Here is a 26,306-nt window from a genome sequence, read left to right as displayed (position 1 = left end):
ATAAGACATCTGGCCGGAACCCCCTATCGGGAACCGAGTACCGGTGGGTAACGTCCGGGCAGTCCAGTCGTGCTCACCCCACTGAGCACCCGCCATCATGGACCGCGCCGGTGCGTCACACAGAGCCGTGGCACCGGAGCCCGATGAGGAGCAGCAGTCTTGCGCGAGTTCAGCCTTCCGGCCCTGTACGAGGTCCCCTCGGACGGCAACCTGACGGATCTCATCCGCCGCAATGCCGCTCAGCATCCCGATGTCGCGGTGATGAGCCGCAAAGTGGCGGGCGTCTGGACGGACGTCACCGCCACGCAGTTCCTGGCCGAGGTCAGAGCGGCCGCCAAGGGGCTGATCGCCGCCGGTGTCGAGCCCGGCGACCGGGTCGCCCTGATGTCCCGCACCCGCTACGAGTGGGTGCAGCTGGACTTCGCGATCTGGAGCGCGGGCGCGGTGACCGTGCCCGTGTACGAGACCAGCTCCGCCGAGCAGGTGCAGTGGATCCTCGGTGACTCGGGGGCCGTCGCGGTGCTGGTGGAGAGCGACGCGCACGCCGGGGCCGTGGCCTCCGTGCGCGACCGGCTGCCGGAGCTTCGCCATGTCTGGCAGATCGACAAGGGCGCGGTCGACGCGCTCACGGCGTCGGGCGCGGAGGTCTCCGAGGAGACCGTGGACCTGCGCAGCGCGGGCGCCAAGGCCGACGACCCGGCCACCATCGTCTACACCTCCGGCACCACCGGCCGCCCCAAGGGCTGTGTGCTGACGCACCGCAGCTTCTTCGCGGAGTGCGGCAACGTGGTCGAGCGGCTCAAGCCCCTCTTCCGTACCGGCGAGTGCTCGGTCCTGCTCTTCCTGCCCGCCGCCCATGTCTTCGGACGGCTGGTCGAGGTCGCCTCGGTGATGGCCCCGATCAAGCTCGGCTGCGTCCCGGACATCAAGAACCTCACCGATGAACTGGCCGCGTTCCGGCCGACCCTGATCCTCGGGGTGCCGCGCGTCTTCGAGAAGGTCTACAACTCGGCGCGCGCCAAGGCGCAGGCCGACGGCAAGGGCAAGATCTTCGACAAGGCGGCGAACACGGCGATCGCCTACAGCCGCGCGCTGGGCACCCCGCAGGGCCCGTCCATGGGCCTGAAGTTCAAGCACAAGGTCTTCGACCGGCTGGTCTACAGCAAGCTGCGGGCCGTCCTCGGCGGCCGCGGCGAGTACGCGATCTCCGGCGGCGCGCCCCTGGGCGAGCGGCTCGGCCACTTCTACCGGGGCATCGGCTTCACCGTCCTGGAGGGCTACGGCCTGACCGAGACCTGCGCGGCGACCGCCTTCAACCCGTGGGACCGGCAGAAGATCGGTACGGTCGGCCAGCCGCTGCCCGGCTCCGTGGTGCGGATCGCGGACGACGGCGAGGTGCTGCTGCACGGCGAGCACCTGTTCTCCGGCTACTGGAACAACGAGGCGGCCTCCGCCGAGGTGCTGGCCGACGGCTGGTTCCACACCGGTGACATCGGCACCCTCGACGAGGACGGCTACCTCGCGATCACCGGCCGCAAGAAGGAGATCATCGTGACGGCCGGCGGCAAGAACGTCGCGCCCGCCGTCATCGAGGACCGCATCCGCGGGCACGCCCTGGTGGCGGAGTGCATGGTGGTCGGCGACGGACGCCCGTTCGTGGGCGCGCTCGTGACGCTGGACGAGGAGTTCCTCGGGCACTGGGCCGAGGAGCACGGCAAGCCCGTCGGCTCCACCGCCCTGTCGCTGCGCGAGGACCCGGAGCTGCTGGCCGAGGTACAGCGCGCGATCGACGACGGCAACGCCGCGGTCTCCAAGGCCGAGTCCGTACGCAAGTTCCGCATCCTGGGCGCCCAGTTCACCGAGGAGGCGGGCCACATCACGCCCTCGCTGAAGCTGAAGCGCAACGTGGTGGCGAAGGACTTCGCGGACGAGGTCGAGTCGATCTACCGCGCCTGATCCACGCGTACGCAGGGGCCCGCGCCGGACACGGTGCGGGCCCCTCGTGCGTTCAGAGCAGCGTCCTGAGCTTCTCCGCGAGCAGGTCCCAGCGCCACTTCTCCTCGACCCAGGCGCGGCCCCGCTCCCCCATCCGCCGCCGCAGCTCCGCGTCGCCGAGCAGCGTCACGATCCGCTCCGCCGCCTCCTCGGCCGAGCCGCCGCGCACCACCCAGCCCGTCTCGCCGTCGAGCACGGCGTCGGGCGCGCCGCCGGAGTCGCCCGCCACCACCGGCAGCCCGGTCGCGGACGCCTCCAGGTAGACGATGCCGAGGCCCTCCACGTCGAGGCCGCCGCGCCGGGTGCGGCACGGCATCGCGAAGACGTCTCCGGCCCCGTAGTGCGCGGGCAGCTCCTCCCAGGGCACCGGCCCGGTGAACCGCACCGAGTCCGCCACCCCGGTCTGCGCCGCCAGCTTCCTGAGACCGGCCTCGTACGGACCGCCGCCGACGATCAGCAGGACGGCGTCCGGCTGCTCGGCCAGGATCGCGGGCATCGCGAGGATCAGGGTGTCCTGGCCCTTGCGGGGCACCAGCCGGGAGACACAGACGACGACCGGCCGGCCGGTGAGCCCGAGGCGGGCCCGGACCCGGTCCCCGCCCGAATCCGGGTGGAAGGTCTTCTCGTCCACGCCCGGGGGCAGCTGGACCATGCGCCCGGCGGCCGCCGGGGTGAGTGCGGCGGCGATCCGGGAGCGGGTGTACTCGCCGAGATAGGTGATCGTGTCCGTGCCCTCGCCGATCCGCCGCAGCAGCTGCCGGGACGCGGGCAGCTGGGCCCAGCCGGCCTCGTGGCCGTGGGTGGTGGCGACCAGCCGGCGGGCGCCGGCGCGGCGCAGCGCCGGTGCCATCAGCCCGAGCGGGGCGGCGGCGCCGAACCAGACGGACGAGCAGCCGTGGGTGCGCAGCAGCCGGGCGGCGCGGCGGGTGACGCGCGGGGTGGGCAGCAGCATCGTCGTGCGGTCGCGGACGACGGTGAAGGGCTGCTCCGCGTCGAAGGCGGCGGTGGCCGCCGCACCCTCGGCGCCGCGCTTCCAGGTGGAGGCGTAGACGACGATCCGGTCCGGGTCCAGCCGCAGCGCCATGTTGTGCAGGAAGGCCTGGATGCCGCCGGGGCGGGGCGGGAAGTCATTGGTCACGATCAAGGTCTTGTCCATCGCCGCCGACAGTACCGGGCGGCCCCGCCTGATGGCTCCCGCACCGGCGGGGCAGGCATCATGGCTCCTCGTACCACCGACGGAACGGGACGAGGGCAGGTCAATGACGGGTTCGAGCGGCACACGTCCGGCGGCCTTCGCGGTGTGGGCGCTCACCAGATCCGTGCTGCTGCTCTGCGTCGTCAAGGTGTTCACGCTGCCGGGACCGGACGTGACGAGCGATGTCTCGGTGATCTACCACGGCTGGTACGACGTCCTGCGCTCCGGCAGCTATCCGCAGTCCGATGTGACCTGGCAGTACCCGCCGGTGGCCGCACTCGCGATCCTCTCCCCCGCCCTGCTGCCGTTCCTGGACTACGCCTCGGCCTTCTTCGTCCTGGCGTTCCTGTGCGACGCCCTGGTGCTGGGCCTGCTGCTGTACGCGGGCCGGGGGTCCGGGCGGCGGACGGCGGGGGTCTGGGTGTGGGTGGCGGGGGTGCCCCTGCTCGGCACGACCGCGTACGCCCGGTACGACGTGATGGTGACGGCGGTCGCCGTGGCGGCGCTGCTGGCCGGGGTGCGCCGTCCCCGGGTGCTGGGCGCCCTGGCCGCGTTCGGCGCGCTGCTCAAGGTGTGGCCGGCCCTGCTGCTGGCCGGGACCGCCCCCGGCCGCCGGACCAGGCTGGCCTGGACGACGGCGGCCGGGGTCGCCCTCGGGCTGCTGGTGCTGTGCACGGCGGCGGCGCCGGGCGCGCTGGCCTTCCTGGGCTTCCAGCGCGACCGGGGCACCGAGGTCGAGTCGCTGGGGGCGCTGGTCTTCCATGTGGCGCGGCAGTTCGGCTGGCAGGGCCGGGTGGAGCTGCACTACGGCTCACTGGAGTTCCTGGGCCCGCATGTGCCGCTGGTGAGCACGCTGGCACTGGGGCTGAGTGTGGTCGCGTTCGGCTGGCTGCTGGTGTGGCGGCTGCGGGCGCGCACCTTCGGGGTGAGCACGCCGGCGGACGCGGCGTTCACCGCGGTGCTGCTGTTCACCACCACGAGCCGGGTGATCAGCCCGCAGTACATGCTGTGGCTGGTCGGTCTGGCCGCGGTCTGCCTGGTGTTCCGGGAGAGCCGGATGGTGTGGCCGGCCGGTCTTGTGCTGGTGGCGACGGGCGTCACCCAGCTGGAGTTCCCGCTCGGCTTCGGCCATGTGGTGACCAGCGACGCGACGGGCGTGACGCTGATGTTCCTGCGCAACGGGCTGCTGGTCGCGGCGTCCCTGCTGGCGTGCGCGCTGCTGTGGCGGGAGACCGTGCCGGGCCGGACGCCGCAGGGGGCGGACGCGGCGGGCGCCGCTCCCGCGCTCAGCCGAGCCGACTCCCCAGATACTCCCGCCAGCGCGCCGTGAAGTCCTGCGGAGTCGTGCCCAGCACCTCGTGCAGGGCCTGCTCCACCGCTCCGTCCCGCCCTGAGTGCCCTCCGACGGCCCGGTAGAAGGCGAACAGCTTCTCCTCGCCCCAGTGGTCGGCAATGAGCGCGCAGGCCAGCCAGCCGCCCTCGTACGCCTTCGCCAGCCGGTCCGCGTCCCCCGCGAAGCCGAAGTCCTCGTCCGCGGGCAGCGCGGCCGGTACGTCACCGGCCTGGACGGCATCGGCCAGCTCGGGCGCGATCTCGGTCGCGGTGCGCTCCTGGTCCCGGTAGGCCGCCCAGTCCGCGAAGCCCTCGGAGAGCCAGGTGGGGGTGGCGGCGGAGGTACGGGCGCGGGTGGCCACATGGGTGGTCTCGTGGGTGAGGACCACGCGCTGCCCGAAGGCGCCGAGCATCGCGTACGCCTCCGGGTTGACGATGACCCGGTCGGCCGGCGCCTTCCCCGAGCCGCCCGTCTCGCCGGTGGTGACGGCCGCTATGCCCCGGTAGTTCGCGGCCGGTGATCCCAGCAGGTCCGCCATGTCGTCGACGGTGTCCGGCACCAGCACCACCACGCGGCCCGCCCACCGCTCCGGCCAGGCGGCGGAGACGGCCGGCACCGCCCGGTCCGCGGTGGCGGCGATCCTCTCCAGCTCGGCCCGGGTCCGGCCCACTCCCAGCACCAGGCTGTGGCCGCCGCGCACCACGTCGATGTCGCCCTGCTCCCAGAGCTGCCGGGCCCCGCCCTCCGCTGCCCGGTCCGCCGTGATGTACCAGCGGCCGTCCGCCGGGTCCCGGGTCAGGTCCAGGACGCGGTCCACGGAGACCGGGGCGCTGTCGTAGCCCTTGATCCGGTACCCGAGGCGGACGTCGGCGGTGGCCCGGCCCTTCCCGCGCGCGGAGAGGTCCGTCAGCCGGTACGTCCAGGAGCCGATCGGCACGTCCGCGAGGTGGCCGATCTCCCGGCGCTGCGCCGTCCGCAGCGCCGTGGCGCGCGGGTCCACGACGGCGGCGTAGCCGGCCGGGTCGTGGTGCAGTACGGCGGCGGCGCGGCGGTCGAGGGTGGCGCGGATGTCCCGCGCGTCGGTGTCCGGCGCCCTGCCGGCCGGAGCGGCGCAGCCGGCGGCGCACAGCAGCGCGGCGAGCACGGCACCCGCCGCACGCCGTCGTCCTCCGCGCGCCCGTCTCGCGGTGCGCCCCTGATCAGCCACCTGACCGAGGGTACGGTCAGACGCGGGTGACCGAGGCGATGGGCATCATGCCGACGGGGTCGTAGCGCACGGCGGCGCCCGGGTACGGCGCGTGGATCACCTGGCCGTTGCCGACGTACATCCCGACATGGCTGGCGTCCGCCCGGTAGGTGACCAGGTCGCCGGGGCGCGCCTCGGAGAGCGGCACCATGCGGCCCGCGTACCGCTGCGCCTGCGAGGTACGGGGCAGGCTGACCCCGGCCTGGGCGTACGCCCACTGCATCAGCCCGGAACAGTCGAATCCGGAGGGCCCGCTCGCACCCCAGACGTACGGGCGTCCCAGCGCCCGGCGGACCGCCATGACGGCGGCCGCCGCCCGCGCCGAGCCGGCCGGGAGTCCGGCCCGGGGGCCGGCGCCGAAGTCCCGCCCGTCGCGCGAGGCCCGCTCGAACGCCGCCCGCTCGCCGCCCGGCAGCGACCGCAGCAGCCGGCGCGCCTGGGTCAGCTTGCGCTCGACGGTGCGCTTGTGGCGGCTGACGGCCTCGCGGTTGCGCTTCAGGCCGGCGAGGGAGCGGGCGGCCTCGGCCCGGGTCTGGGCCAGGACGCGCTGTGCCTTGCGGAGTTCGGCCAGGGCGGCGGCGCGGCTCTCGTCGGCGCGGCCGAGGGCGGCGGCCCGGTCGAGGTAGTTGTCCGGGTCGGAGGAGAGCAGCAGGGCCAGCGAGGGGTCGATGCCGCCGGAGCGGTACTCGGCCCGGGCCACCGAACCCAGCTCCGTACGCATGCGGTTGATGCGCTCCTGGCCCCGGGCCGCGCGGTCCTGGGCGCGGCTCACCTCGCCGCGCAGCCGCCCGACGTTCTCACCGGCCTTGTTGTACTGCTCGGTGGCCCGCTCCGCCTCGGTGAACAGGCGGTCGACCCGGGCCCCGGCGGTCTGCGGCGAGTCCTGCGGCTCGGCGCTGGCGGTGGCGGCGCCGAGCGTGGCCGCGGCGGTGGCCGCCGCGGCGGACAGGACAGTGGCCCGGACGCTCCGGCTCAGGCCGGGCTGTGTGGAACGGCGATGGGACACCACAGGACGCCGTACTCCCTTCCGCTGTACGCAGACGTGCGCAGCCCCTGCCACCCGGGGCGGGCGGACCGACGCACGGGAGCTGCACAGCAGGCAGACAGTAGTCGGACGATCACGGAGCGGACAAAGACCGCGCCGGTCCGGCGGAAGGCACACACAGTGACGCCCCGCCGGTGACCTGTGGTCTCCGGCGGGGCGGCTGTCAGTGCGGGGCGCGGGAATTCGCCCGTTCGGGCGTGGTCAGATGCGCACGGCGGTCTGGTAGGCGCCGACCGTGTTCATTGACTCGTAGCGCACGTACGCGCCCGGCTTCGGCGCGTGGAGCACGGTGTTGTTGCCGGCGTAGAGCGCCACGTGCGAGGTGTTGCTGAAGAAGACCAGGTCGCCCGGCTTGAGCTGGCTGCGCGGGATCTGCGTGCCCTGGTTGATCTGGGTGTACGTGGTGCGGGTGATCTGGGCACCGGCCTGGGCGTAGGCCCACTGGGTCAGGCCCGAGCAGTCGAAGGAGCCGGGGCCGGTGGCGCCGGAGACGTACGGCATGCCGACGCGGGTGTTGGCGGCCTGGAGGGCGGCGGCGCCCAGTCCGGAGGCGGGGGCCTCGTTGCCGAGGTCGATGCGGTCACCGGCGGCGCGGCTGGCGCGCTGGTCGTCCTCGCGCATCTTCTGGCGCTCGGCGGCGGTGAGGGTGTTGAGCAGCTTCTGCGCCTCGGCGAGCTTGGTCTGCTGCTTCTTCTTCTTCTCGCCGAGCGTCTTGCGGACGTCGGCGAGGTCGCTCAGCTTGTCCTGGGCCTCCTTGCGCTCCTGCGCGAGGGACCGCTGCTTCTCCTGGACCTTCTGCAGCGACTCGGCCTGCTTGGCCGTCAACTGGTCCAGCGCGGAGGCCTGGTCCAGGAAGCTGTCCGGGTCGGAGGCGAGGAAGAGCTGCACGGAGGGGTCGATGCCTCCGGAGCGGTACTGCGCGGCGGCGAGGGAACCCAGGCCCGAGCGCAGGTTGTTGAGCTCCTGCTGACCGCGCGCCACCTTGTCCTGCAGCGCGCCGATCTGCTTCTCGAGCTTCTCCTGCTTCTCCTTGGCCCCGCTGTACTGCTCGGTGGCCTCTTCCGCCTCGTGGTAGAGCTTGTCGACCTTCGCCTTGACCTCGCTCTTGGTCGGCTTGGGGTCGGCGTGAGCGGCCTGGGAGGTGAGAGCCACGGCTGCGGCGGCGGTGGCGGTGAGCACGGTCACGCGGGTGCGGCTCGGCTGCTTGGGACGACGGTGGGACGCCACGAAGGCGAGCTCCTTCTTCCTCGAGCCGCCTACCGGGCTGTGGGGAGATGAATCCCCGGCTCCGTGCAGATCACGGACTCGGCGGTTCCTTCGCTGTCACCCCGGATGGGTGATCAACCGCGCGAAGGTTCGAGGCCCGACCCTAGTGACCATCTTGTGATCAGTTCAAATCCTCACGGGAAAAATCTCGTCACACGAGGCACTTCTTTGCCCACATCACACAGGGTGTAGCGGTGACTTGACGGTCCGTTCCGTGATATCCGGCAAGTCACCGCAAGCCGCACTAGACGCGCGAAAGCCGCTTCAGGAGCAAGACGGACGCAACGGGCCTGGCCCCCGCCTTCGCCACCCCGTCGGCCACCTCGCGGTCGGTGGAGACCACCACCACGGGCCGTCCGGACGGTTCGGCGCGCGCGAGTTGGCGGATGAGCTCGTCGGCCGTGACCCCCGGCTTGCTGAACAGCACCCGCACCCCGCGCGGCGGCGCGAGCAGCACCGGCGCGGCCAGCTCGGCCCCGTCGAAGACACAGGTCATCTCGGCGCCCGTCTGGGCCGCCAGCATCGCCAGACCGCCCAGCAGCCTCAACCGCTGCTTCTCCAGCGGCATCTGGGGATAGCCGGTCTTGGTGACGTTGTAGCCGTCCACGATCATGTGGGCCTGCGGCAGCGCCAGCAGCTGGTCCAGCAGCGCCGGGTCGGTCTCCGAAAGGGCCCTGGCCGCGATGTCCTTGGGAGACATCCGGCCCGGCTCGACCGCGTCCACGCTGTCGGCGGGGCGCATCGAGGAGGGCGGCAGCGCCAGTTCGCGCCGCAGCCCGGCCGCCGCGTCCAGCACCGTGTCGAGCAGCAGCCGCAGCCGCATGTCCTCGACCGAGCGTCCCTCCCTGGCGGCCCTGCGGCCCGCCTCCACGGCCGCCTCGGCCTCACCGAGCCGCGCCCGCAGCCGCCGGGTCTCGCTCTCGGCCGCGGACACCTGGGCGGCCGCCTCGGCCCGTACGGCGTCGCTCTCGGCCCTGCCCCGGCGCAGCGCCGCCTCGCCGCGCTTGACCTCGTTGGCCGCGCTGCGCAGTTTGCGCTGGAGGGAGTCGGCCTCCTTGCGGGCCGCATCCAGCTCGGCGCGCAGCCGTTCCGTCTCGCTCTTCGTCTGGGCGCGCGCCTGCGCCAGCTCCTCGCGCAGGCGCTCCAGCTCGCGCCGGCTCTCCTCGTCGGCGCGCTCGGCGTCGGCCCGCTGGGCCTCCTCGCCGGCGGCGGCGACCAGCTTCACCCAGCCGGCCGGGCGCAGCACATAGGCCGCGGCGGCCACGTCCACGGGATCCGCGGCGGCGGGCGGCGAACCGGCCTCCAGGGCGCCCGCCAGCTCCGGCTGGGCCTCCTTGAGCCGTTCACCGATGCGCCGGCGGAAGGGCGCGTCGCCCTCCAGCGCGGCCGCCATCGCGTTCCCGGCGAACTTGGCGCGCCGGGTCGGGGTGAAGCGGGCGTACTGTCTGAGCTGTGCCGGGAGTTCGCTGACCGTGAGACCGCCGAACGCGTCCGAGACCAGCGCGACGACCCGGCGCCGCACACCTTCGGGCAGCGGGCGGTCGAGCACCTCCACGGCGTCGTCGGCCGCACCGGCCGACGCGGCGCCGCCTTCGGGCTGCTCCACCATCCGTCACCTCATGTTGTCTGTCCGCACGGCCCCGTCAGGAGTCGGCACCCGGCCTGTCGACTAGTTCGATCTGGTCCACCGCGTTGCACCAACGACAGCGCACCGACTCGATGGTCTCACTGACGACCTCGCGTTCCTCGATGCTGGACTCCCCGGCCAGGTCGAGATGGACGTACTCGACGACCTTGGACGAGCGCGTCACATCGAAACGGGTCAGATTTCCGCAGAGCGTGCAGCGCCAGCGGGTCCCGTCGGTCGGCTGGGGAACCGTCGTCATCGTTGCGTCCTCTTTCGTCGGGCTGTCGAGCTGTCGAGCTGCCGGGCAAGGATCTCGCGGTGCGCCGTCGAACTGCGGATGTCCTGTCGTCACCCTACGGCCTCGGTGCGTTCGGGCGGCACGGCGAGGCGGTCTGTCCCGTTCCCTCCGCTTGCGTCATGCTCTGTTCATGATCGATCGGCGGACTGCGGCCGGCAGGCTCCTGCGCGCGGCGACCTCGGGCGGACCGCCGGTGACGTATGCGCTCATCGCCCTGTGCTGCGTGATCTTCCTGATCAGCCCGCTGTCCGGATTCAACCCGGTCTACGGCACCGCCGACGCGCTGCTCGCCGCCCAGGCCGGGTACTTCGAACGCTGGGGCGTGATCCCGAGCGAACTGTGGGACGGCTCCGCGCACGCCGTGCTCACCCCGCTGACCGCCCTGTTCGTGCACGGCAGCTGGCTGCACCTGCTCGGCAACATCCTGTTCCTCTACGTGTTCGGCGCGATGGCCGAGGAGCGGATGGGCCACACCGAGTTCGCCTTCTTCTACCTCGGCTGCGGCTATCTCGCCCTGCTCGCCTACGCGGCCGCGCACGCCACCTCCGACCAGACGCTCGTCGGCGCGTCGGGGGCGATCTCGGCGGTGCTCGGGGCGTTCCTCTACCTCTTCCCGAGGGCCCGGGTCACCAGCCTGTTCCCGTTCCTGCTGTTCCTGCCGCTGCGCTTCCCCGCGTGGATCGTGCTGATCTTCTGGTTCGTGCTCCAGTGGCTGGCCGCCGAGGGCGCCGGCAGCGGCCCCGGAGTGGCCTACCTCGCCCATGTCGTCGGCTTCGCCACCGGCTTCCTCTACGCCTGGGGACGCTATCGGCGTGACGCTAGAGTGAAGTCTCCAGCCACGGCCACCGAGGGAGAAAGCCAGCCGTGATCACCGCGATCGTGCTCATCAAAACCAGCGTGGACCGGATTCCCGAGATCGCCGAGGCCATCGCCGCGCTGGACAGCGTCAGCGAGGTCTTCTCGGTCACCGGTACCTACGACCTGATCGCCATGGTCCGGGTGGCCAAGCACGACGACCTCGCCGAGGTCATCCCCGGCCGGATCAGCAAGATCCCCGGTGTCGAGGGCACCGACACACACGTGGCGTTCCGTACGTACTCGCAGCACGACCTGGAAGCCGCCTTCGCCATCGGCCTCGACGGCTAGGCACGTGACAACGCGGTCGGCGCGGGTCCGGGCAGCTGCCCGGACCCGCGCCGACCGCGTTGTACCTGTCAGACCTGAGCGGCCTCGCCCCGGTCCGGGACACAACGGCCGCCCTCGGTGCGGTACTTCCACTGGGCGCCCTCGCTCACCAGCTCCTTGACCGCCCGCAGGAAGCGCTCGATGTGCTCGTCCGGGGTGCCGGCGCCGAAGCTGACCCGGATCGCGTTCAGGGACCGCTCGCCCGGCTCGGCCTCGGGCGCGCCGCACTCGCCGACGTCCTGCGGGTCGCTGCCGAGCAGGGTGCGCACGAGCGGGTGGGCGCAGAAGAGGCCGTCGCGCACCCCGATGCCGTACTCGGCGGAGAGGGCGGCGGCGAAGTGGGAGCTGTTCCAGCCCTCCACCACGAAGGAGATGACGCCGACCCGGGGCGCGTCGTCGCCGAACAGCGAGAGCACCTTGACCTCGGGGACCTCGGCGAGCCCGGCGCGGACCTGCGCGACCAGGTGCTGCTCACGGGCGACCAGGGAGTCGTAGCCGGCCTCGGTGAGCGCCTTGCAGGCGGCGGCGATGGAGTAGACGCCGATGACGTTGGGCGAGCCGGCCTCGTGGCGGGCGGCGGTGGTGTGCCATTCGACGTCCACCCCGCCGTCGGCGCGCCGGGCGACCTTGCGGGAGGCGCCGCCGCCGGCCAGGTAGGGCTCGGCGGCGGTCAGCCAGTCGGAGCGGCCGGCGAGGACGCCCGAGCCGAAGGGCGCGTACAGCTTGTGTCCGGAGAAGGCGACCCAGTCGACGTCCAGCTCCGCGATGTCGACGGGGTGGTGCGGGGCGAGCTGGGCGGCGTCCAGGACGATGCGGGCGCCGTGGGCGTGGGCGGCGGCGGCGAGTTCCTTGACGGGCCACAGCTCGCCGGTGACGTTGGAGGCGCCGGTGACGCAGACCAGCGCGGGGCCAATGGGGCCTCCCCTGCTCGAACGAAGCCGAGAGCTCGGGGAAGGTTCGCGGTCGGCGAGGGCGCGCTCCAGGGTGGCGACGGCCTGGGCCGGGGTGCGCGGGGCGTTGAGGTAGGTCACCCGGGCGTCGCGCCAGGGCAGCAGCGAGGCGTGGTGCTCGGTCTCGAAGACGAACACCTCGCAGTCGGCGGGCAGCGCGGCGGCCAGCAGGTTGAGCGAGTCGGTGGTGGAGCGGGTGAAGACGACCTGGTCGTCGGCGCGGCAGCCGAGGAACTCCGCGACCGTCACCCGGCTGCTCTCGAAGAGGTCAGTGGAGAGCTGGGAGAGGTAGCCGGCCCCGCGGTGGACGCTGCCGTAGTAGGGGGCGTACGCGGCCACGTCGTCCCACACCCGCTGGAGGGCCGGGGCGCTCGCCGCGTAGTCGAGCGCCGCGTAGGTGACCTCACCGCCGGTGACCAGCGGGACCGTGACGTCTCCGCCCAGAACGGGCAGCGGGGAACAAAGTGACTGGTCGGCGGCAGCGGTGAAGACAGACATGGCGAACTCCCGTATACAGGCAGGCGAATTCCGCGTGCCTGCGGAGACGCGGCAGCACGGAAGGAAGAAAAGAAGGTGCGCGGAGAAGGGCCGAAAAGCCCTATCGCATTCGCTTGCTCACAAGAGGCTCCCTGAGGACCAGGACCCCACGGGTGGACATCTCACGATGTCGAGGGGTCCGCGCTTGCCGCAGACCTCGCTGCCTACGGCCTGGTCTTCACCCGGGGCACCCCGCCACGGACGGAGGGTTGCCGGACAGCGGGCCGGGGCCGTAGTCGCTGTCACTCATGACCTGCGCAGCATCTTGCCATACCTACGGGAACGCGCAAGGCGCAGTCCATGATCTGGACTGCGCCCTGCCTCACATCCGTGCGCTCACGCGTTGCTGGCCTCGACCCATCTCTCCAGGACGCGCCCGGCCGCACCCGAGTCGATCGACTCGGCGGCCTTCGCCATCCCGGCGGCGAGCCGCTCGGTGAGCGGGCCCTCCCCCGGCTCCAGCGCGACCAGCGCCGCCGCCGAATTGAGCAGGACGGCGTCCCGTACGGGCCCGGTCTCGCCGGCCAGCAGCCGGCGGGCCACATCGGCGTTGTACGAGGCGTCGGCGCCGCGCAGCGCCTCCACCGGCACCAGTTCGAGCCCGACGTCGCGCGGGTCGAAGGCCTCCTCGCGCACCGCCCCGTCCCGGGCGATCCACACCCGGGAGGTGGCGGTGGTGGTCAGCTCGTCCAGGCCGTCGTCGCCGCGGAAGACCAGCGCGGAGTTGCCGCGCTCGGCCAGGACGCCCGCGACGATGGGCGCCATCCGCAGGTCGGCGACGCCGATCGCCTGGGAGCGGACCTTGGCCGGGTTGGTGAGCGGCCCCAGGATGTTGAAGGTGGTCGGGGCGCCGAGCTCGGACCGGGCCTTCGCCGCGTGCCGCAGGGCCGGGTGGAACTTCACCGCGAAGCAGAAGGTGATGCCCGCCTCCTCCGCGACCTCGGCGACACGGCGCGGCGGCAGGTCCAGATTGACGCCGAGCTTGCCCAGGACGTCGGACGAGCCGCTGGCCGACGAGGAGGCGCGGTTGCCGTGCTTGACGACCTTGGCGCCGGTGCCCGCCACGACGATCGCGGACATCGTGGAGATGTTGACCGTCTTGGCCATGTCGCCGCCGGTGCCCACGATGTCGACCGTGCGGCCGGGCACCTCGATGGTCGTGGCGTGCTCGTACATCGCGCGGACCAGCCCGGAGACCTCCGTGACCGTCTCGCCCTTGGCGCGCAGGGCCACCGCGAAGCCGGCGATCTGCACGTCGGTCGCCTCGCCGCTCATGATGCGGTCCATCGCCCAGGCGGTGTCGTCGGCCGTCAGGTCCTGGCCGCGCAGCAGGGGGGTCAGCACGCCGGGCCAGGAACGAGCCGCCACGCTGTCGCCGCCGACCGGGGTCACAACGTTCATGGTCCGCTCCTGGGGTCCACAGCCGATAAAGGGATCGGGGCCACCCTATCGAGCCGTACGGACAGCGAAGAGCCCCGTCCATCGGATGGAATGGACGGGGCTCTCGCTGTGGCGATCAGTCGGGTCGGTCAGGCGATCAGTGGTGGCCGTGGCCGCTCGTGATCTCCTTGTACTCCTCGGCGGTGGGCTTGGCGATCTGGTTGTTCTCGCCGTAGTAGCCCTTGCTGAGCTTGGCGCGCAGCTTCTCCACCGGGGAGACCTTGCGCCGGACGCCGTTCTCGTCGACCGTCGGGCCGATCTCGACCGGCTTGTACTGCTCGTGCGCGGTGAGCGTGTGCAGCTGCGCGGGGGCGAGCGGCTCGTGCACCTCGACGAACTCACCGTGCGGCAGGCGCTTGATGAGACCGGACTCGCGTCCGTGCAGCACCTTCTCCTTGTCCCGGCGCTGGAGGCCGAGGCAGATCCGCTTCGTCACGATGAACGCGAGGACCGGTCCCACGAAGAAGAAGATCCGGACGAACCACGAGATCGAGTTCAGCGACAGGTGGAAGTGCGTGGCCCACAGGTCGTTGCCACCACCGACGAGGCCGATGAAGTAGACCGTGATCCAGGCGACACCGAAGGCCGTACGGGTCGGGGCGTTGCGCGGGCGGTCCAGGATGTGGTGCTCGCGCTTGTCCCCGGTGACCCAGGACTCGATGAACGGGTACATGGCGATCGCACCCAGGATCACGCCGAACAGGACCAGCGGGATGAACACACCGAGGACCAGGGTGTGGCCCCACAGGTTGATCTCCCAGCCCGGCATCACTCGGATCAGACCCTCGGCGAAGCCCATGTACCAGTCGGGCTGGGCGCCGGTGGACACCTGGTCCGGGCGGTACGGGCCGATGGCCCAGATCGGGTTGATCGAGGCGATGCCCGCGATGACGGCGATGACACCGAAGACCAGGAAGAAGAAGCCTCCGGCCTTCGCCATGTACACCGGCAGCAGCGGCATGCCCACGACGTTCTTGTTGGTCCGGCCGGGACCCGCGAACTGCGTGTGCTTGTGGTAGAAGACCAGGATCAGGTGGCCCACCAGCAGTCCGAGCATGATGCCCGGCAGCAGCAGGATGTGGATCGAGTAGAACCGCGCGACGAAGTCGCCGCCCGGGAACTCCCCGCCGAACAGGAACATCGAGATGTACGTGCCCACGATCGGCGTCGACAGGATCGCGCCCTGCGTGAAGCGGACACCAGTACCCGAGAGCAGGTCGTCCGGGAGCGAGTAACCGGTGAAACCGGTGAACATGCCGAGGACGAACAGCAGGAAGCCGAACAGCCAGTTGATCTCGCGCGGCTTGCGGAACGCGCCCGTGAAGAACACGCGCATCATGTGCACGAACATGCCGGCCAGGAAGATCAGCGCGGCCCAGTGGTGGATCTGGCGGACCAGCAGACCGCCGCGGACGTCGAAGCTGATGTCCAGCGTCGAGGCGTAGGCCTCGGACATCCGGATGCCCTGCATGGGCTCGTACGGGCCGTGGTACACGACCTCGTTCATGCTCGGGTGGAAGAACAGCGTCAGGTACACACCCGTGAGGATGATGATGATGAAGCTGTAGAGGCAGATCTCACCGAGCATGAAGGACCAGTGGTCCGGGAAGATCTTGCGCATGTTGGCCTTGGCCAGGGAGTAGATCCCGAGCCGGCCGTCCGCCCAGTCGGCCACCCGCTCACCGGCGGGCGCCTTGCGCTTCGTATCGGTCGCAGTACTCATCCGCGCTCCCAGAATGCAGGACCGACGGGCTCTTCGAAGTCACCGAGCGCCTCGAGGTTGCCCTCGCTGTTCACGCCGATCCGCAGCTGCGGAAGAGCGTGACCGGCCGGACCGAAGATGACGCGGGCGCCGTCGGAGAGGTCGAAGGTGGACTGGTGGCACGGGCAGAGCACGTGGTGCGTCTGCTGCTCGTACAGGCTGATCGGGCAGCCGACGTGGGTGCAGATCTTGGAGAAGGCCACGATCCCCTCGTGGGCCCACTCGCGCTCGCGCTTGTCCTTGATGTTGTCCGGCTCGATGCGGATGATCATCAGGGCGGCCTTGGCGATCTGCGTCTGGAAGTCGTGCGCGTCCTCCTCCAGGCCCTCGGGCATGGCGAAGGTCAGCGAACCGACGACGACGTCCTCGGGGCGCAGCGGCTCATTGGTGTTCATGTTGATGAGCTGCTTGCCCTTGGCCCACATGGTCGAGCGGAGCTTCTTCTCCGGCAGCGGACCGAGGTCGCGCAGCAGGACCACACCGGCGAGCGGCACCAGGGCCAGTGCACCGAACATGGTGTTCCGGATCAGCTTGCGCCGGCCGAACGCGGACTCCTCGGCACCTGCCGCGAAGTCGGCGAGCACCTTCGCCTTGACCTCGGGCTCGGCCGAGATCGCGTGCCGCTCGTCGGCGACCTCCACGTCGGACATCAGGGTGCGCGCCCAGTGGACGGCGCCCGCGCCGATCGCGAAGAGCGCCACGCCCAGGGTCAGCCCCAGGGAGAAGTTCAGCGCGCTCACATGGCCGAACGGGAAGATGTAGACGATCTTGTCGACCGGGAAGATGACGTAGGAGGCGATGAAGCCCACCGTCGCCAGCATGGACAGCGTGAACATGAACGCGACCGCGCGCTCGGACCGGTTGGCGGCCCGTTCGTCGATGTCCTGGATGCGCGGCTTGTGGGCCGGCAGCCCCGGGTCGGCGAACGGGTCGTCCGTACCCTCCACCGCGCCGTGCGCGGGGTCCTGCTCTGCGGGCAGGTTCTCTTCTGGAATCTCTTGGCTACTCATGACTTCTTGGCCTTAGCGGTGTGGGCCGCGACCCAGACGGCAACTGCGATCAGTGCGCCGAGTCCGAAGATCCAGCCGAACAGACCCTCGCTGACCGGACCGAGGCCGCCCAGCTTGAGGCCGCCGGGGCTCTCCGACTCACCGCTGTTCACGGTCTGGACGTACGCGATGATGTCCTTCTTCTGCTGCTCGGGCATCGTCGAGTCCGGGAAGGACGGCATGCTCTGCGGGCCCGTCTGCATGGCCTCGTAGATGTGCTTCGGGTCCACGCCCTCGAGGCTGGGGGCGTACTTGCCCTTCGTCAGGGCACCGCCCTCGCCGGTGAAGTTGTGGCACTGCGCGCAGTTGGTACGGAACAGGTCGCCACCCTTGGCGACGTCCGCGCCCTCAGGGCTGACCTGGCTCTTGGTCGGGACGATCGGACCGGCGCCGAGCGACGCGACGTACGCCGCGAGCTGGTCGATCTCGGCCTGGGTGTAGATGACCTTCTTCTTCGGTACCTGGGCGCCCGGCTGCTGCGCCGGCATACGGCCCGTACCGACCTGGAAGTCCACGGCGGCGGAGCCCACGCCGACAAGCGAGGGCCCGTCGGTGGTGCCCTGACCGCCGGTTCCGTGGCAGCTGGCGCAACCGACGGAGTACAGCTTCTTGCCCTCGTCGATGGCGAGGGACTGGGCGGTGTCGTCGGCCTGCGCCTTACTCGCGGGCGCAAACGCGGCGTACAGCCCCCCAGTGGCCGCCAGCGCGAGGAGTAGTACGACGACCGCCGCCAACGGATGGCGTCGTCGTGCGGAGAGCTTTTTCACGGATTACCCCGGTGTCAGGATCTTCTGCGTCGATGCTGGATGTGGTTCGGGCTCGGGCCCGGTTACTTGATCATGTAGATCGTGGCGAAGAGGCCGATCCACACGACATCGACGAAGTGCCAGTAATAGGACACGACGATGGCAGCGGTCGCCTGTTCATGGGTGAACCTCTTGGCCGCGTATGTCCTGCCCAGAACGAGCAGGAAGGCGATGAGACCGCCTGTCACATGCAGACCGTGGAAGCCGGTGGTCAGGTAGAACACCGAGCCGTACGGATCCGAGGACAGCGAGAGGCCGTCCTTCTTCACCAGCTCCGTGTACTCGAAGACCTGGCCTCCGATGAAGATCGCACCCATCACGAACGTGATCACGAACCAGGCACGGAGCTTCTTCACGTCGCCCCGCTCCGCGGCGAAGACGCCGAGCTGGCAGGTGAGTGAGGAGAGCACCAGGATCGTGGTGTTCGTCGCCGAGAACGGGAAGTTCAGGGCGGATGCCATTTCCTTCCAGTGATCCGCTCCGGTCACCGATCGCAGGGTGAAGTACATCGCGAAGAGGGCCGCGAAGAACATCAGCTCGGAACTCAACCAGATGATGGTTCCGACGCTGGTGAGGTTCGGCCGATTGACCGACGGGTGCGCGTGCCCGGTTTCTACTGTCGTTGCTGTCGCCACGACCGACATTATGTCGGTCGCTTATCCCGCCCTCACTCCGGGGGGTGCCGTTCGGTGTGTCAGGGGGGTGTGTCCTGCCCGAACGGCCCATGGATCCGCTGTCCCGGGCGGTGCTGACAGGCTGTCGGGCGGAGTACGATCCGCGCATCGGACAGCTCTCACAGACCGAGTGCCCCGAAAGCCCCGAAGACACAGATGTCACGGAGGAACCATGCAGCCGACCGCCACGGTCCTGGTCTACAGCGACAACGCACACACCCGTGAGCAGGTGAGGCTGGCCGCGGGACGCAGGCCCGCGGCGGACGTGCCACCGGTGGAGTTCCTGGAGTGCGCCACCCTGCCCGCCGTCCTGGACGCGCTGGACCACGGGGGCGTCGACGTCTGCGTACTGGACGGCGAGACGGCCCCGGCGGGCGGGATGGGCGTCTGCCGGCAGATCAAGGACGAGATCTTCCGCTGCCCGCCGGTGCTGCTCCTGATCGGCCGCCCCCAGGACGCCTGGCTGGCCACCTGGAGCCGTGCGGACGCCGCGGTGACCCTCCCGGTCGAACCGGTGGAGTTCGCGGACGCGCTGGCCGCCCTGCTGCGCGCCAGGCTGTCCGTGGAGGCCTGAGCCCCCGCACTCCACCGGTAGTCCCTCCGAGGGGCAGCGCACCCCCGGCCGTCAGACCTGGGGGCGCAGCCGCGCCGCCCGGACCGTGTCGACGCGGTTCGCGGTGGTGTCGTTGGTGAGCGCGCTGCCCTTCTGCCACTTGGCCCAGGACAGGTTCCAGTCTCCGTAGCCGTTGTCGAAGGGCGTCATGGTCTCGCCGTCGCTGCCGACGACCTTGACGATGTCGCCCTCGCGCACGGTGTTGAAGAACCACTCGGCCTCGCTGGTGCTCATGCCGGTGCAGCCGTGGCTGACGTTGGCGTACCCCTGCGATCCGGTGGACCAGGGCGCCGCGTGGACGTACTCCCCGCTCCAGGTGACCCGGGTCGCGTAGTAGACCGGCAGGTCGTACGAGTCGGCCGAGCCCTCGGCGATCCCGATGGACTCCCCGCGCATACGTACGTAGTACTCCTTGCCCAGCACGACCTTGACGCCGTTGCGCGTGTCGAAGCCGGGCTTGCCGGTGGTGACCGGAATGGTGTTGATCACTTCGCCGTTGCGCAGCACCGTCATGGAGTGCTCCGAGGCGTCGGTGATGGCCTCCACGCGGTCGCCGGTGGTGATCTTCAGCGACTTCGCGGGGGCCCCGTAGAGGGCGTTGGTCACCTTGATGCCGGCCAGGTTGCTGCTGACCTCGATGGTGGCCTTGGCCGGCCAGTACTCCTGCGGGCGGTAGTGCAGCGTCTTGTCGTCGACCCAGTACCAGGAGCCGGTCACGGCGGGCGTGGAGCGGACCTTGAGCGCGCGCTCCACGGTGGCGCGGGCGGCGTTGTCGGTGACGGGGGCGCTGAGTTGCGCCGTGACGGGCTGTCCGACGCCGTAGGTGCCCGCCTGCGGGCCGAAGGTGACCTTCAGGAACTTCTTGGCCGCCGCGGTCTCGAAGGAGAGCGTACGGACGCCTGGGGCGCCGTCGTCGTCCTCCATGCTGACCCTGACGGAGTAGCGGGTGCCCGCGGCCAGCGGGGCGGTGGAGTGCCAGCGGTGGCCGTCGGCGTCGAGTTCGCCCGCCAGATGGCGTCCTTCGGTGTCCACGGCCGTCACATCGGTGATCCGGCCGTCGTCGCCGTCGACGCTGACTTCGAGGGGCTTGTCCGGGTCGACCTTCTCCCCGCCGTCGGGGGCGTTGGAGGAGATCTCGTCCGCCGCGTCGTACGGCTTCGCCGAGAGCGGATGGCTGCCGGACTCCCCACAGGCTGTCGCCCCTGCGACCAGGGTCACGACCAGCAGAGTGCAGCTCACTACGGGACGGATGCGCGGCGTGTGGTTCATGAACCCACGCTAAGAAGATTCATCCGATTCAGCGCGCCGGATGACTGCAAACGGGGGGCCCGCACTTCGCGTGGAAGTGCGGGCCCCCCGTCAGGTGGAGCGATGTCACAGGTGGAGCGGTGTCACTGGGTGCGGTTCTCGCCGCGGTAGTACTCGAAGACCCAGCCGAACAGACCGATCAGGATGACCGGGGCCGAGAAGTAGAGCAGCCACCAGCCGAAGACGACTCCCATGAAGGCGAGCAGACCGCCGACCGCCAGCGAGAGCGGCTGCCAGCTGTGCGGGGAGAAGAACCCCACGTCGCCGGCCTCGTCCGCCACGTCGGCTTCCTTGTTGTCCTGCGCCAGCGCGTCGACCCGCCGGGCCGTGAAGGCCAGGTAGAAGCCGATCATGACGCTCAGGCCGAAGGCCAGGACGAGTGCGGTGGTGCCGACCGGCTCCTTGGACCACACCCCGTACGTGATGGCCATGACGAGGATGAACAGCGCCAGGCCGAGGAACATCTTGCCCTGGATCTTCACTTGCCCGCCTCCTTGCCGCCGGCGAGCGCCTTGTCACCCTCGGAGAGGTGGTCCAGCTGCTCCAGCGCCGTGATCTCCGGGTGGTGCAGGTCGAACGCCGGGGATTCGGAGCGGATCCGGGGCAGGGTGAGGAAGTTGTGCCGCGGCGGCGGGCACGACGTCGCCCACTCCAGCGAACGGCCGTAGCCCCACGGGTCGTCGACCTCGATCTTCTTGCCGTACTTGGCCGTCTTCCACACGTTGTAGAGGAACGGCAGGATCGACAGGCCCAGCAGGAACGAGGAGATCGTCGAGATGGTGTTCAGCGCGGTGAAGCCGTCGGCCGCCAGATAGTCGGCGTACCGGCGCGGCATGCCTTCCGCGCCCAGCCAGTGCTGCACCAGGAACGTGCCGTGGAAGCCCACGAACAGCGTCCAGAAGGTGATCTTCCCGAGCCGCTCGTCGAGCATCTTGCCGGTGAACTTCGGCCACCAGAAGTGGAATCCGGAGAACATCGCGAACACCACGGTGCCGAAGACGACGTAGTGGAAGTGCGCGACCACGAAGTACGAGTCCGAGACGTGGAAGTCCATCGGCGGCGAGGCCAGGATGACACCGGTCAGACCACCGAAGGTGAAGGTGATCAGGAAGCCGATCGCCCAGAGCATCGGTGTCTCGAAGGACAGCGAGCCCTTCCACATCGTGCCGATCCAGTTGAAGAACTTCACCCCGGTGGGCACCGCGATGAGGAACGTCATGAAGGAGAAGAACGGCAGCAGCACACCGCCGGTGACGTACATGTGGTGCGCCCACACGGTCACCGAGAGGCCGGCGATGGAGATCGTCGCGGCCACCAGGCCGATGTAACCGAACATCGGCTTGCGGCTGAAGACCGGGATCACTTCCGAAATGATCCCGAAGAACGGCAAGGCGATGATGTACACCTCTGGATGGCCGAAGAACCAGAAGAGGTGTTGCCAGAGCAATGCGCCGCCATTGGCCGCGTCGAAGACGTGCGCACCGAATTTACGGTCCGCCTCCAGCGCGAAGAGCGCCGCCGCGAGGACCGGGAAGGCCAGCAGGACCAGCACACCGGTCAGCAGGACGTTCCAGACGAAGATCGGCATGCGGAACATCGTCATGCCGGGCGCGCGCATGCAGATGATCGTGGTGATGAAGTTGACCGAACCGAGGATCGTGCCGAAGCCGGAGAAGGCCAGACCCATGATCCACATGTCGGCGCCGACGCCCGGCGAACGGACCGCGTCCGACAGCGGGGAGTAGGCGAACCAGCCGAAGTCGGCCGCACCCTGCGGGGTGAGGAAGCCGGCCACCGCGAGGATCGAGCCGAAGAGGTACAGCCAGTACGCGAACATGTTCAGCCGCGGGAACGCCACGTCGGGCGCGCCGATCTGCAGCGGCATGATCCAGTTCGCGAATCCGGCGAACAGCGGCGTCGCGAACATCAGCAGCATGATCGTGCCGTGCATCGTGAACGCCTGGTTGAACTGCTCGTTCGACATGATCTGCGTGCCGGGCCGGGCCAGTTCGGCGCGCATGAAGAGCGCCATCAGACCGCCGATGCAGAAGAACGCGAACGATGTGACCAGGTACATCGTGCCGATCGTCTTGTGGTCAGTGGTGGTCAGCCACTTGATGACGACGTTTCCCGGCTGCTTGCGCCGGACCGGCAGCTCGTCCTCGTACGAGTCGTCTGCTGCCGCGGCACCCTGAGGTTCGTTGAGGATGCTCACAGTTTGTTCGTCTCCGCATTCCTGGCCGGGTCAGTCTGCTCGATGCCGGCCGGCACGTAGCCCGTCTGGCCCTTCTTCGCCAGCTCCTTCAGGTGCGCCTGGTAGCGCTCCGGGGAGACGACCTTGACGTTGAAGAGCATCCGGGAGTGGTCGACGCCGCAGAGCTCGGCGCACTTGCCCTTGAAGGTGCCCTCCTGGTTGGGAGTCACCTCGAAGGCGTTGGTGTGGCCCGGAATGACGTCCTGCTTCATGAGGAACGGCACCACCCAGAAGGAGTGGATGACGTCACGCGAAGTCAGGATGAAACGGACCTTCTCACCCTTGGGCAGCCAGAGGGTCGGCCCCGGGTTGCCGTTCTGCGGGTTCCGAGTGCCCGGGATACCGACGTCGTAGACGCCGTCCGCACCCTTCGGGAACTCCTTGCGGAACCTGTCCGGGATGGCGTCGAGCTCCTTGGGGACCTCGTTGCCCGTGGCGGCCGAGCCGTCCACGTTCTCGATGTAGTTGAAACCCCAGCTCCACTGGTAGCCGACCACGTTGATGGTGTGGGCGGGCTTCGGGGAGAGCTCGAGGAGCTTCGATTCGTCGCGCGCGGTGAAGTAGAACAACACCGAGACGATGATCAGAGGGACCACGGTGTACAGCGCCTCGATGGGCATGTTGTACCGGGTCTGCGGAGGTACCTCCACCTTGGTGCGGCTGCGCCGGTGGAAGATGACGCTCCACAGGATCAGGCCCCAGACCAGCACGCCCGTGGCGAGCGCAGCCGCCCACGAGCCCTGCCAGAGGGAAAGGATCCGTGGGGCCTCTTCCGTTACCGGCGTAGGCATACCAAGGCGGGGGAAGTCCTTGTATGTGCAACCGGTGGCGGTCGCCAGGATCAGGCCCGCAGTCAGCACCTGCGGCAGCTTCCGCCGCATCGGGCGCCGCGACGAGCGGTCGGAGCCGTTGGGACTCACGTAGCGCCTTCCCGAGAGTCTCGCCCGCACGGTCGGCGCGCCCGTCTCGCTGGTCGGTCGCCGGCCCTGACGCGGGCAGGGGTTTGGATGTTTATGCGGACCAAACCCTACTGGACGCTATTTGGGGCCGCGCGGGGAGGGTGCCCAACGCGCCGCCCGACTCCCCGAAGGGGTGGAATTCGCGCCTCCGGCGGCCATCTGACGCCCCCTCTCCCGGTTCTCCGCCGCCGCGGAGCCCGGCCGGTCCCGGTCCCCGGGCGGGGCCGGGCTAGCGTGACCGGGTGCCCTACTTCGACGCGGCGTCCGCCGCACCCCTGCACCCCGTCGCCCGTCAGGCGCTGCTTGCCGCACTGGACGAGGGCTGGGCCGATCCGGCCAGGCTCTACCGGGAAGGGCGGCGGGCCCGGCTGCTGCTGGACGCGGCCAGGGAGGCGTCGGCGGAGGCCGTCGGCTGCCGCCCCGACGAGCTCACCTTCACCTCATCGGGCACCCGGGCGGTGCACGCGGGAATTTCCGGAGCTCTCGCCGGGCGTCGGCGTGTCGGCGGCCATCTGGTGGTGTCGGCGGTCGAACACTCGTCGGTGCTGCACGCGGCGGCGGACCATGCGGACCGGGGCGGCTCGGTCACCGAGGTGCCGGTGGACCGCTCGGGCGCGGTGAGCCCGGAGACGTACGCGCGGGCCCTGCGCGAGGACACCGCGCTGGCCTGTCTGCAGTCGGCCAACCACGAGGTCGGCACCCTCCAGCCGGTGGCCGAGGCCGCCGGGCTGTGCCGGGACGCGGGGGTCCCGCTGCTGGTGGACGCGGCGCAGTCGCTGGGGTGGGGGCCGGTGCCGGATGGCTGGTCGCTGCTGGCGGGCAGCGCGCACAAATGGGGCGGACCGGCCGGGGTCGGGCTGCTCGCGGTGCGCAAGGGAGTGCGGTTCGCGCCCCAAGGCCCGTCCGACGAGCGGGAGTCGGGCCGGGCCCCCGGCTTCGAGAACCTGCCGGCGATCGTCGCGGCCGCGGCGTCCCTGCGGGCGGTACGGGCCGAGGCCGCCGCGGAGTCGGAGCGGCTGCGGGAGCTGGTGGACCGGATCCGCGGCCGGGTGCCGGCGCTGGTGCCCGATGTGGAGGTGGTCGGCGATCCGGTGCTGCGGCTGCCGCACCTGGTGACCTTCTCCTGTCTCTATGTCGACGGGGAGACACTGCTGCACGAGCTGGACCGGGCCGGTTTCTCCGTGTCGTCCGGTTCGTCCTGCACGAGCAGCACCCTGACACCGAGCCATGTGCTCAAGGCGATGGGCGTGCTGTCCGAGGGCAACGTCCGGGTGTCGCTGCCGTCGGGCACGTCCGGCGAGGACGTCGACCGCTTCCTCGCGGAGCTTCCCGGGCTGGTCGCGGGGGTACGGGAGAAGCTGGGCGCGCCCGCCGCCGCCGTCCCCTCCCCCGCCGCGCGGAACTCCCTGGTCGTCGACGCGCTCGGGAAGCGCTGCCCGATCCCGGTCATCGAGCTCGCAAAGGTGATCGGAGGGGTACCCGTGGGCGGGACGGTGACCGTGCTGTCCGACGACGAGGCGGCCCGGCTCGACATTCCGGCCTGGTGCGAGATGCGCGAGCAGGAGTACGTGGGTGAGGAGCCGGCGGACCGGGGCTCGGCCCATGTGGTCCGCCGGCTGTCCTGACCGCCCGGCTACACGAGGTGGGTGCGCACCTCGGCGGCGGCCTCGTGGCCGTACGCCTTGGTGAAGCGGTCCATGAAGTGGTTGCGGTGCAGGGTGTACTCCTGGGTGCCGACCGTCTCGATGACGAGGGTCGCCAGCATGCAGCCGACCTGGGCGGCGCGCTCCAGGCCGACGCCCCAGGCGAGGCCGGAGAGGAACCCGGCCCGGAAGGCGTCGCCGACGCCGGTCGGGTCGGCCTTGACGTTCTCCTCGGGGCAGCCGACCTGGATCGGCTCCTCGCCGGCGCGCTCGATGCGCACGCCCTGGGCGCCGAGGGTGGTGACCCGGTGGCCGACCTTGGCGAGGATCTCCGCGTCGGTCCAGCCGGTCTTGGACTCGATGAGCCCCTTCTCGTACTCGTTGGAGAAGAGGTACGTGGCGCCGTCGAGGAGGATGCGGATCTCGTCGCCGTCCATCCGGGCGATCTGCTGGGAGAAGTCCGCGGCGAACGGGATCCCGCGCGAGCGGCACTCCTCGGTGTGGCGGAGCATCCCCTCGGGGTCGTCGGCGCCGATGGAGACGAGGTCGAGGCCGCCCACCCGGTCGGCGACGGCCTTCAGCTCGATGAGCCGCGCCTCGCTCATGGCGCCGGTGTAGAAGGAGCCGATCTGGTTGTGGTCGGCGTCCGTCGTGCAGACGAAGCGGGCCGTGTGCAGGACCTCGGAGATCCGCACCGAGCCGGTGTCGACGCCGTGGCGGTCGAGCCACGCCCGGTACTCGTCGAAGTCGGAGCCCGCGGCCCCGACCAGGACCGGCCGGGTGCCGAGCAGGCCCATGCCGAAGCAGATGTTGGCCGCGACCCCTCCCCTGCGTACGTCCAGGTTGTCGACCAGGAAGGAGAGCGAGACCGTGTGCAGCTGATCGGCGACCAGCTGGTCGGCGAATCGGCCGGGGAAGGTCATGAGGTGGTCGGTGGCGATGGAGCCGGTGACTGCGATACGCACGGGGAGACTGCTCCTGCGGAGGTCGAGGGGAACGGGTGTCCGCGTTCCCGGGGTGGCGTGACAGTTCACGCTACCGGTTCCCGGAGCACCCGAAGGGGAAAAACTACCCGATAGTAGGGCTTTCTTCCTGAGCTCTGTGGTGCCTACGGTGCGGTT

23 protein-coding genes and 1 riboswitch are annotated in these 26,306 nt (G+C 70.4%); of the genes, 6 read left to right on the top strand and 17 right to left on the bottom strand.

The annotated features are described in order from the left end of the window. Nucleotides 1-159 precede the first annotated feature (159 nt). Nucleotides 160-1,956: an AMP-dependent synthetase/ligase gene (locus RLT58_RS26465; protein WP_311312868.1), complete on the top strand. Its 1,797-nt coding sequence runs from the start codon at nucleotides 160-162 to the stop codon at nucleotides 1,954-1,956. A 52-nt stretch (nucleotides 1,957-2,008) separates the two neighbouring features. Here the strand turns inward: RLT58_RS26465 and RLT58_RS26460 are convergent, their stop codons facing one another. Then, nucleotides 2,009-3,151: a glycosyltransferase family 4 protein gene (locus RLT58_RS26460; RefSeq protein WP_311312867.1), complete on the bottom strand. Its 1,143-nt coding sequence runs from the start codon at nucleotides 3,149-3,151 to the stop codon at nucleotides 2,009-2,011. A gap of 103 nt (nucleotides 3,152-3,254) precedes the next feature. Here RLT58_RS26460 and RLT58_RS26455 point away from each other — a divergent pair, with 103 nt between their 5' ends. Then, nucleotides 3,255-4,520 carry a glycosyltransferase 87 family protein gene (locus RLT58_RS26455; RefSeq protein WP_311312866.1) on the top strand — a complete coding sequence of 422 codons (1,266 nt, stop codon included), beginning with the start codon at nucleotides 3,255-3,257 and terminating at the stop codon, nucleotides 4,518-4,520. Here RLT58_RS26455 and RLT58_RS26450 read toward each other — a convergent pair. The 5 genes from RLT58_RS26450 to RLT58_RS26430 form a co-directional block, all read right to left on the bottom strand. Continuing rightward, nucleotides 4,477-5,730: a hypothetical protein gene (locus RLT58_RS26450; protein WP_311312865.1), complete on the bottom strand. Its 1,254-nt coding sequence runs from the start codon at nucleotides 5,728-5,730 to the stop codon at nucleotides 4,477-4,479. The two genes, RLT58_RS26455 and RLT58_RS26450, sit on opposite strands and share 44 nt — an antisense overlap. A 16-nt stretch (nucleotides 5,731-5,746) precedes the next feature. Beyond that, nucleotides 5,747-6,778, bottom strand: coding sequence for a C40 family peptidase (locus RLT58_RS26445; RefSeq protein WP_311312864.1), 1,032 nt, complete (start codon nucleotides 6,776-6,778; stop codon nucleotides 5,747-5,749). 237 nt (nucleotides 6,779-7,015) lie between these two features. Beyond that, entirely contained in the window at nucleotides 7,016-8,041 is a 1,026-nt protein-coding gene (locus RLT58_RS26440) for a C40 family peptidase (protein ID WP_311312863.1), read from the bottom strand. A 283-nt stretch (nucleotides 8,042-8,324) separates the two neighbouring features. Then, the gene (locus RLT58_RS26435; RefSeq protein WP_311314656.1) at nucleotides 8,325-9,686 is read right to left on the bottom strand and encodes an NYN domain-containing protein; all 1,362 of its coding nucleotides are present in this window, start codon (nucleotides 9,684-9,686) and stop codon (nucleotides 8,325-8,327) included. A 37-nt stretch (nucleotides 9,687-9,723) separates the two neighbouring features. After that, entirely contained in the window at nucleotides 9,724-9,966 is a 243-nt protein-coding gene (locus RLT58_RS26430) for a hypothetical protein (protein WP_311312862.1), read from the bottom strand. A gap of 169 nt (nucleotides 9,967-10,135) precedes the next feature. Between RLT58_RS26430 and RLT58_RS26425 the strand changes: the two genes are divergently transcribed. Continuing rightward, nucleotides 10,136-10,873, top strand: coding sequence for a rhomboid family intramembrane serine protease (locus tag RLT58_RS26425; RefSeq protein ID WP_311312861.1), 738 nt, complete (start codon nucleotides 10,136-10,138; stop codon nucleotides 10,871-10,873). After that, on the top strand, nucleotides 10,870-11,151 hold the full coding sequence (locus RLT58_RS26420; protein ID WP_311312860.1) for an Lrp/AsnC family transcriptional regulator: 282 nt from the start codon (nucleotides 10,870-10,872) through the stop codon (nucleotides 11,149-11,151). Before RLT58_RS26425 ends, RLT58_RS26420 begins: the two co-directional genes overlap by 4 nt. A gap of 68 nt (nucleotides 11,152-11,219) precedes the next feature. Here RLT58_RS26420 and RLT58_RS26415 read toward each other — a convergent pair whose 3' ends face one another. The 6 genes from RLT58_RS26415 to RLT58_RS26390 all read right to left on the bottom strand — a co-directional run bounded on the left by RLT58_RS26415 (nucleotide 11,220) and on the right by RLT58_RS26390 (nucleotide 18,378). After that, nucleotides 11,220-12,638 (bottom strand): aminotransferase class V-fold PLP-dependent enzyme, encoded by a 1,419-nt coding sequence (locus tag RLT58_RS26415; RefSeq protein WP_311312859.1) that lies wholly within the window; start codon nucleotides 12,636-12,638, stop codon nucleotides 11,220-11,222. Between the two features lie 175 nt (nucleotides 12,639-12,813). Further along, nucleotides 12,814-12,931: riboswitch (SAM riboswitch) on the bottom strand. Between the two features lie 82 nt (nucleotides 12,932-13,013). Then, nucleotides 13,014-14,078, bottom strand: a complete 1,065-nt coding sequence (gene trpD / locus RLT58_RS26410; protein WP_311312858.1) for an anthranilate phosphoribosyltransferase — start codon at nucleotides 14,076-14,078, stop codon at nucleotides 13,014-13,016. Nucleotides 14,079-14,214: 136 nt separating this feature from the next. Next, nucleotides 14,215-15,840, bottom strand: a complete 1,626-nt coding sequence (locus RLT58_RS26405; protein WP_311312857.1) for a cytochrome bc1 complex cytochrome b subunit — start codon at nucleotides 15,838-15,840, stop codon at nucleotides 14,215-14,217. Then, nucleotides 15,837-16,889, bottom strand: coding sequence for a cytochrome bc1 complex Rieske iron-sulfur subunit (locus RLT58_RS26400; RefSeq protein WP_311312856.1), 1,053 nt, complete (start codon nucleotides 16,887-16,889; stop codon nucleotides 15,837-15,839). The genes RLT58_RS26405 and RLT58_RS26400 overlap by 4 nt, the downstream gene beginning before the upstream one ends. Further along, nucleotides 16,886-17,695 (bottom strand): cytochrome bc1 complex diheme cytochrome c subunit, encoded by an 810-nt coding sequence (locus RLT58_RS26395; protein WP_311312855.1) that lies wholly within the window; start codon nucleotides 17,693-17,695, stop codon nucleotides 16,886-16,888. The genes RLT58_RS26400 and RLT58_RS26395 overlap by 4 nt, the downstream gene beginning before the upstream one ends. Before the next feature lie 62 nt (nucleotides 17,696-17,757). Then, a complete protein-coding gene (locus RLT58_RS26390) occupies nucleotides 17,758-18,378 on the bottom strand; it encodes an aa3-type cytochrome oxidase subunit III (RefSeq protein ID WP_311312854.1) in 621 nt (206 codons plus the stop codon). A 202-nt stretch (nucleotides 18,379-18,580) separates the two neighbouring features. Here RLT58_RS26390 and RLT58_RS26385 point away from each other — a divergent pair, with 202 nt between their 5' ends. Next, nucleotides 18,581-18,982 (top strand): hypothetical protein, encoded by a 402-nt coding sequence (locus tag RLT58_RS26385; protein ID WP_311312853.1) that lies wholly within the window; start codon nucleotides 18,581-18,583, stop codon nucleotides 18,980-18,982. 51 nt (nucleotides 18,983-19,033) lie between these two features. Here RLT58_RS26385 and RLT58_RS26380 read toward each other — a convergent pair whose 3' ends face one another. The 4 genes from RLT58_RS26380 to coxB all read right to left on the bottom strand — a co-directional run bounded on the left by RLT58_RS26380 (nucleotide 19,034) and on the right by coxB (nucleotide 23,503). Further along, entirely contained in the window at nucleotides 19,034-20,290 is a 1,257-nt protein-coding gene (locus RLT58_RS26380; RefSeq protein ID WP_311312852.1) for a L,D-transpeptidase, read from the bottom strand. Between the two features lie 122 nt (nucleotides 20,291-20,412). Continuing rightward, nucleotides 20,413-20,811, bottom strand: coding sequence for a cytochrome c oxidase subunit 4 (locus RLT58_RS26375; protein WP_311312851.1), 399 nt, complete (start codon nucleotides 20,809-20,811; stop codon nucleotides 20,413-20,415). Beyond that, the gene (gene ctaD / locus RLT58_RS26370; protein ID WP_311312850.1) at nucleotides 20,808-22,544 is read right to left on the bottom strand and encodes an aa3-type cytochrome oxidase subunit I; all 1,737 of its coding nucleotides are present in this window, start codon (nucleotides 22,542-22,544) and stop codon (nucleotides 20,808-20,810) included. The genes RLT58_RS26375 and ctaD overlap by 4 nt, the downstream gene beginning before the upstream one ends. Further along, on the bottom strand, nucleotides 22,541-23,503 hold the full coding sequence (coxB, locus tag RLT58_RS26365; protein WP_311312849.1) for an aa3-type cytochrome oxidase subunit II: 963 nt from the start codon (nucleotides 23,501-23,503) through the stop codon (nucleotides 22,541-22,543). The genes ctaD and coxB overlap by 4 nt, the downstream gene beginning before the upstream one ends. Nucleotides 23,504-23,784: 281 nt before the next feature. Between coxB and RLT58_RS26360 the strand changes: the two genes are divergently transcribed. After that, on the top strand, nucleotides 23,785-25,167 hold the full coding sequence (locus RLT58_RS26360) for a cysteine desulfurase/sulfurtransferase TusA family protein (RefSeq protein WP_311312848.1): 1,383 nt from the start codon (nucleotides 23,785-23,787) through the stop codon (nucleotides 25,165-25,167). A gap of 8 nt (nucleotides 25,168-25,175) precedes the next feature. Here the strand turns inward: RLT58_RS26360 and RLT58_RS26355 are convergent, their stop codons facing one another. Further along, nucleotides 25,176-26,150, bottom strand: coding sequence for a carbohydrate kinase family protein (locus RLT58_RS26355; RefSeq protein ID WP_311312847.1), 975 nt, complete (start codon nucleotides 26,148-26,150; stop codon nucleotides 25,176-25,178). Between the last annotated feature and the right edge of the window lie 156 nt (nucleotides 26,151-26,306).

The organism is Streptomyces sp. ITFR-16 (assembly GCF_031844705.1).
Lineage (GTDB): Bacteria > Actinomycetota > Actinomycetes > Streptomycetales > Streptomycetaceae > Streptomyces.
This window is presented reverse-complemented; position numbering and strand designations above follow the sequence as displayed.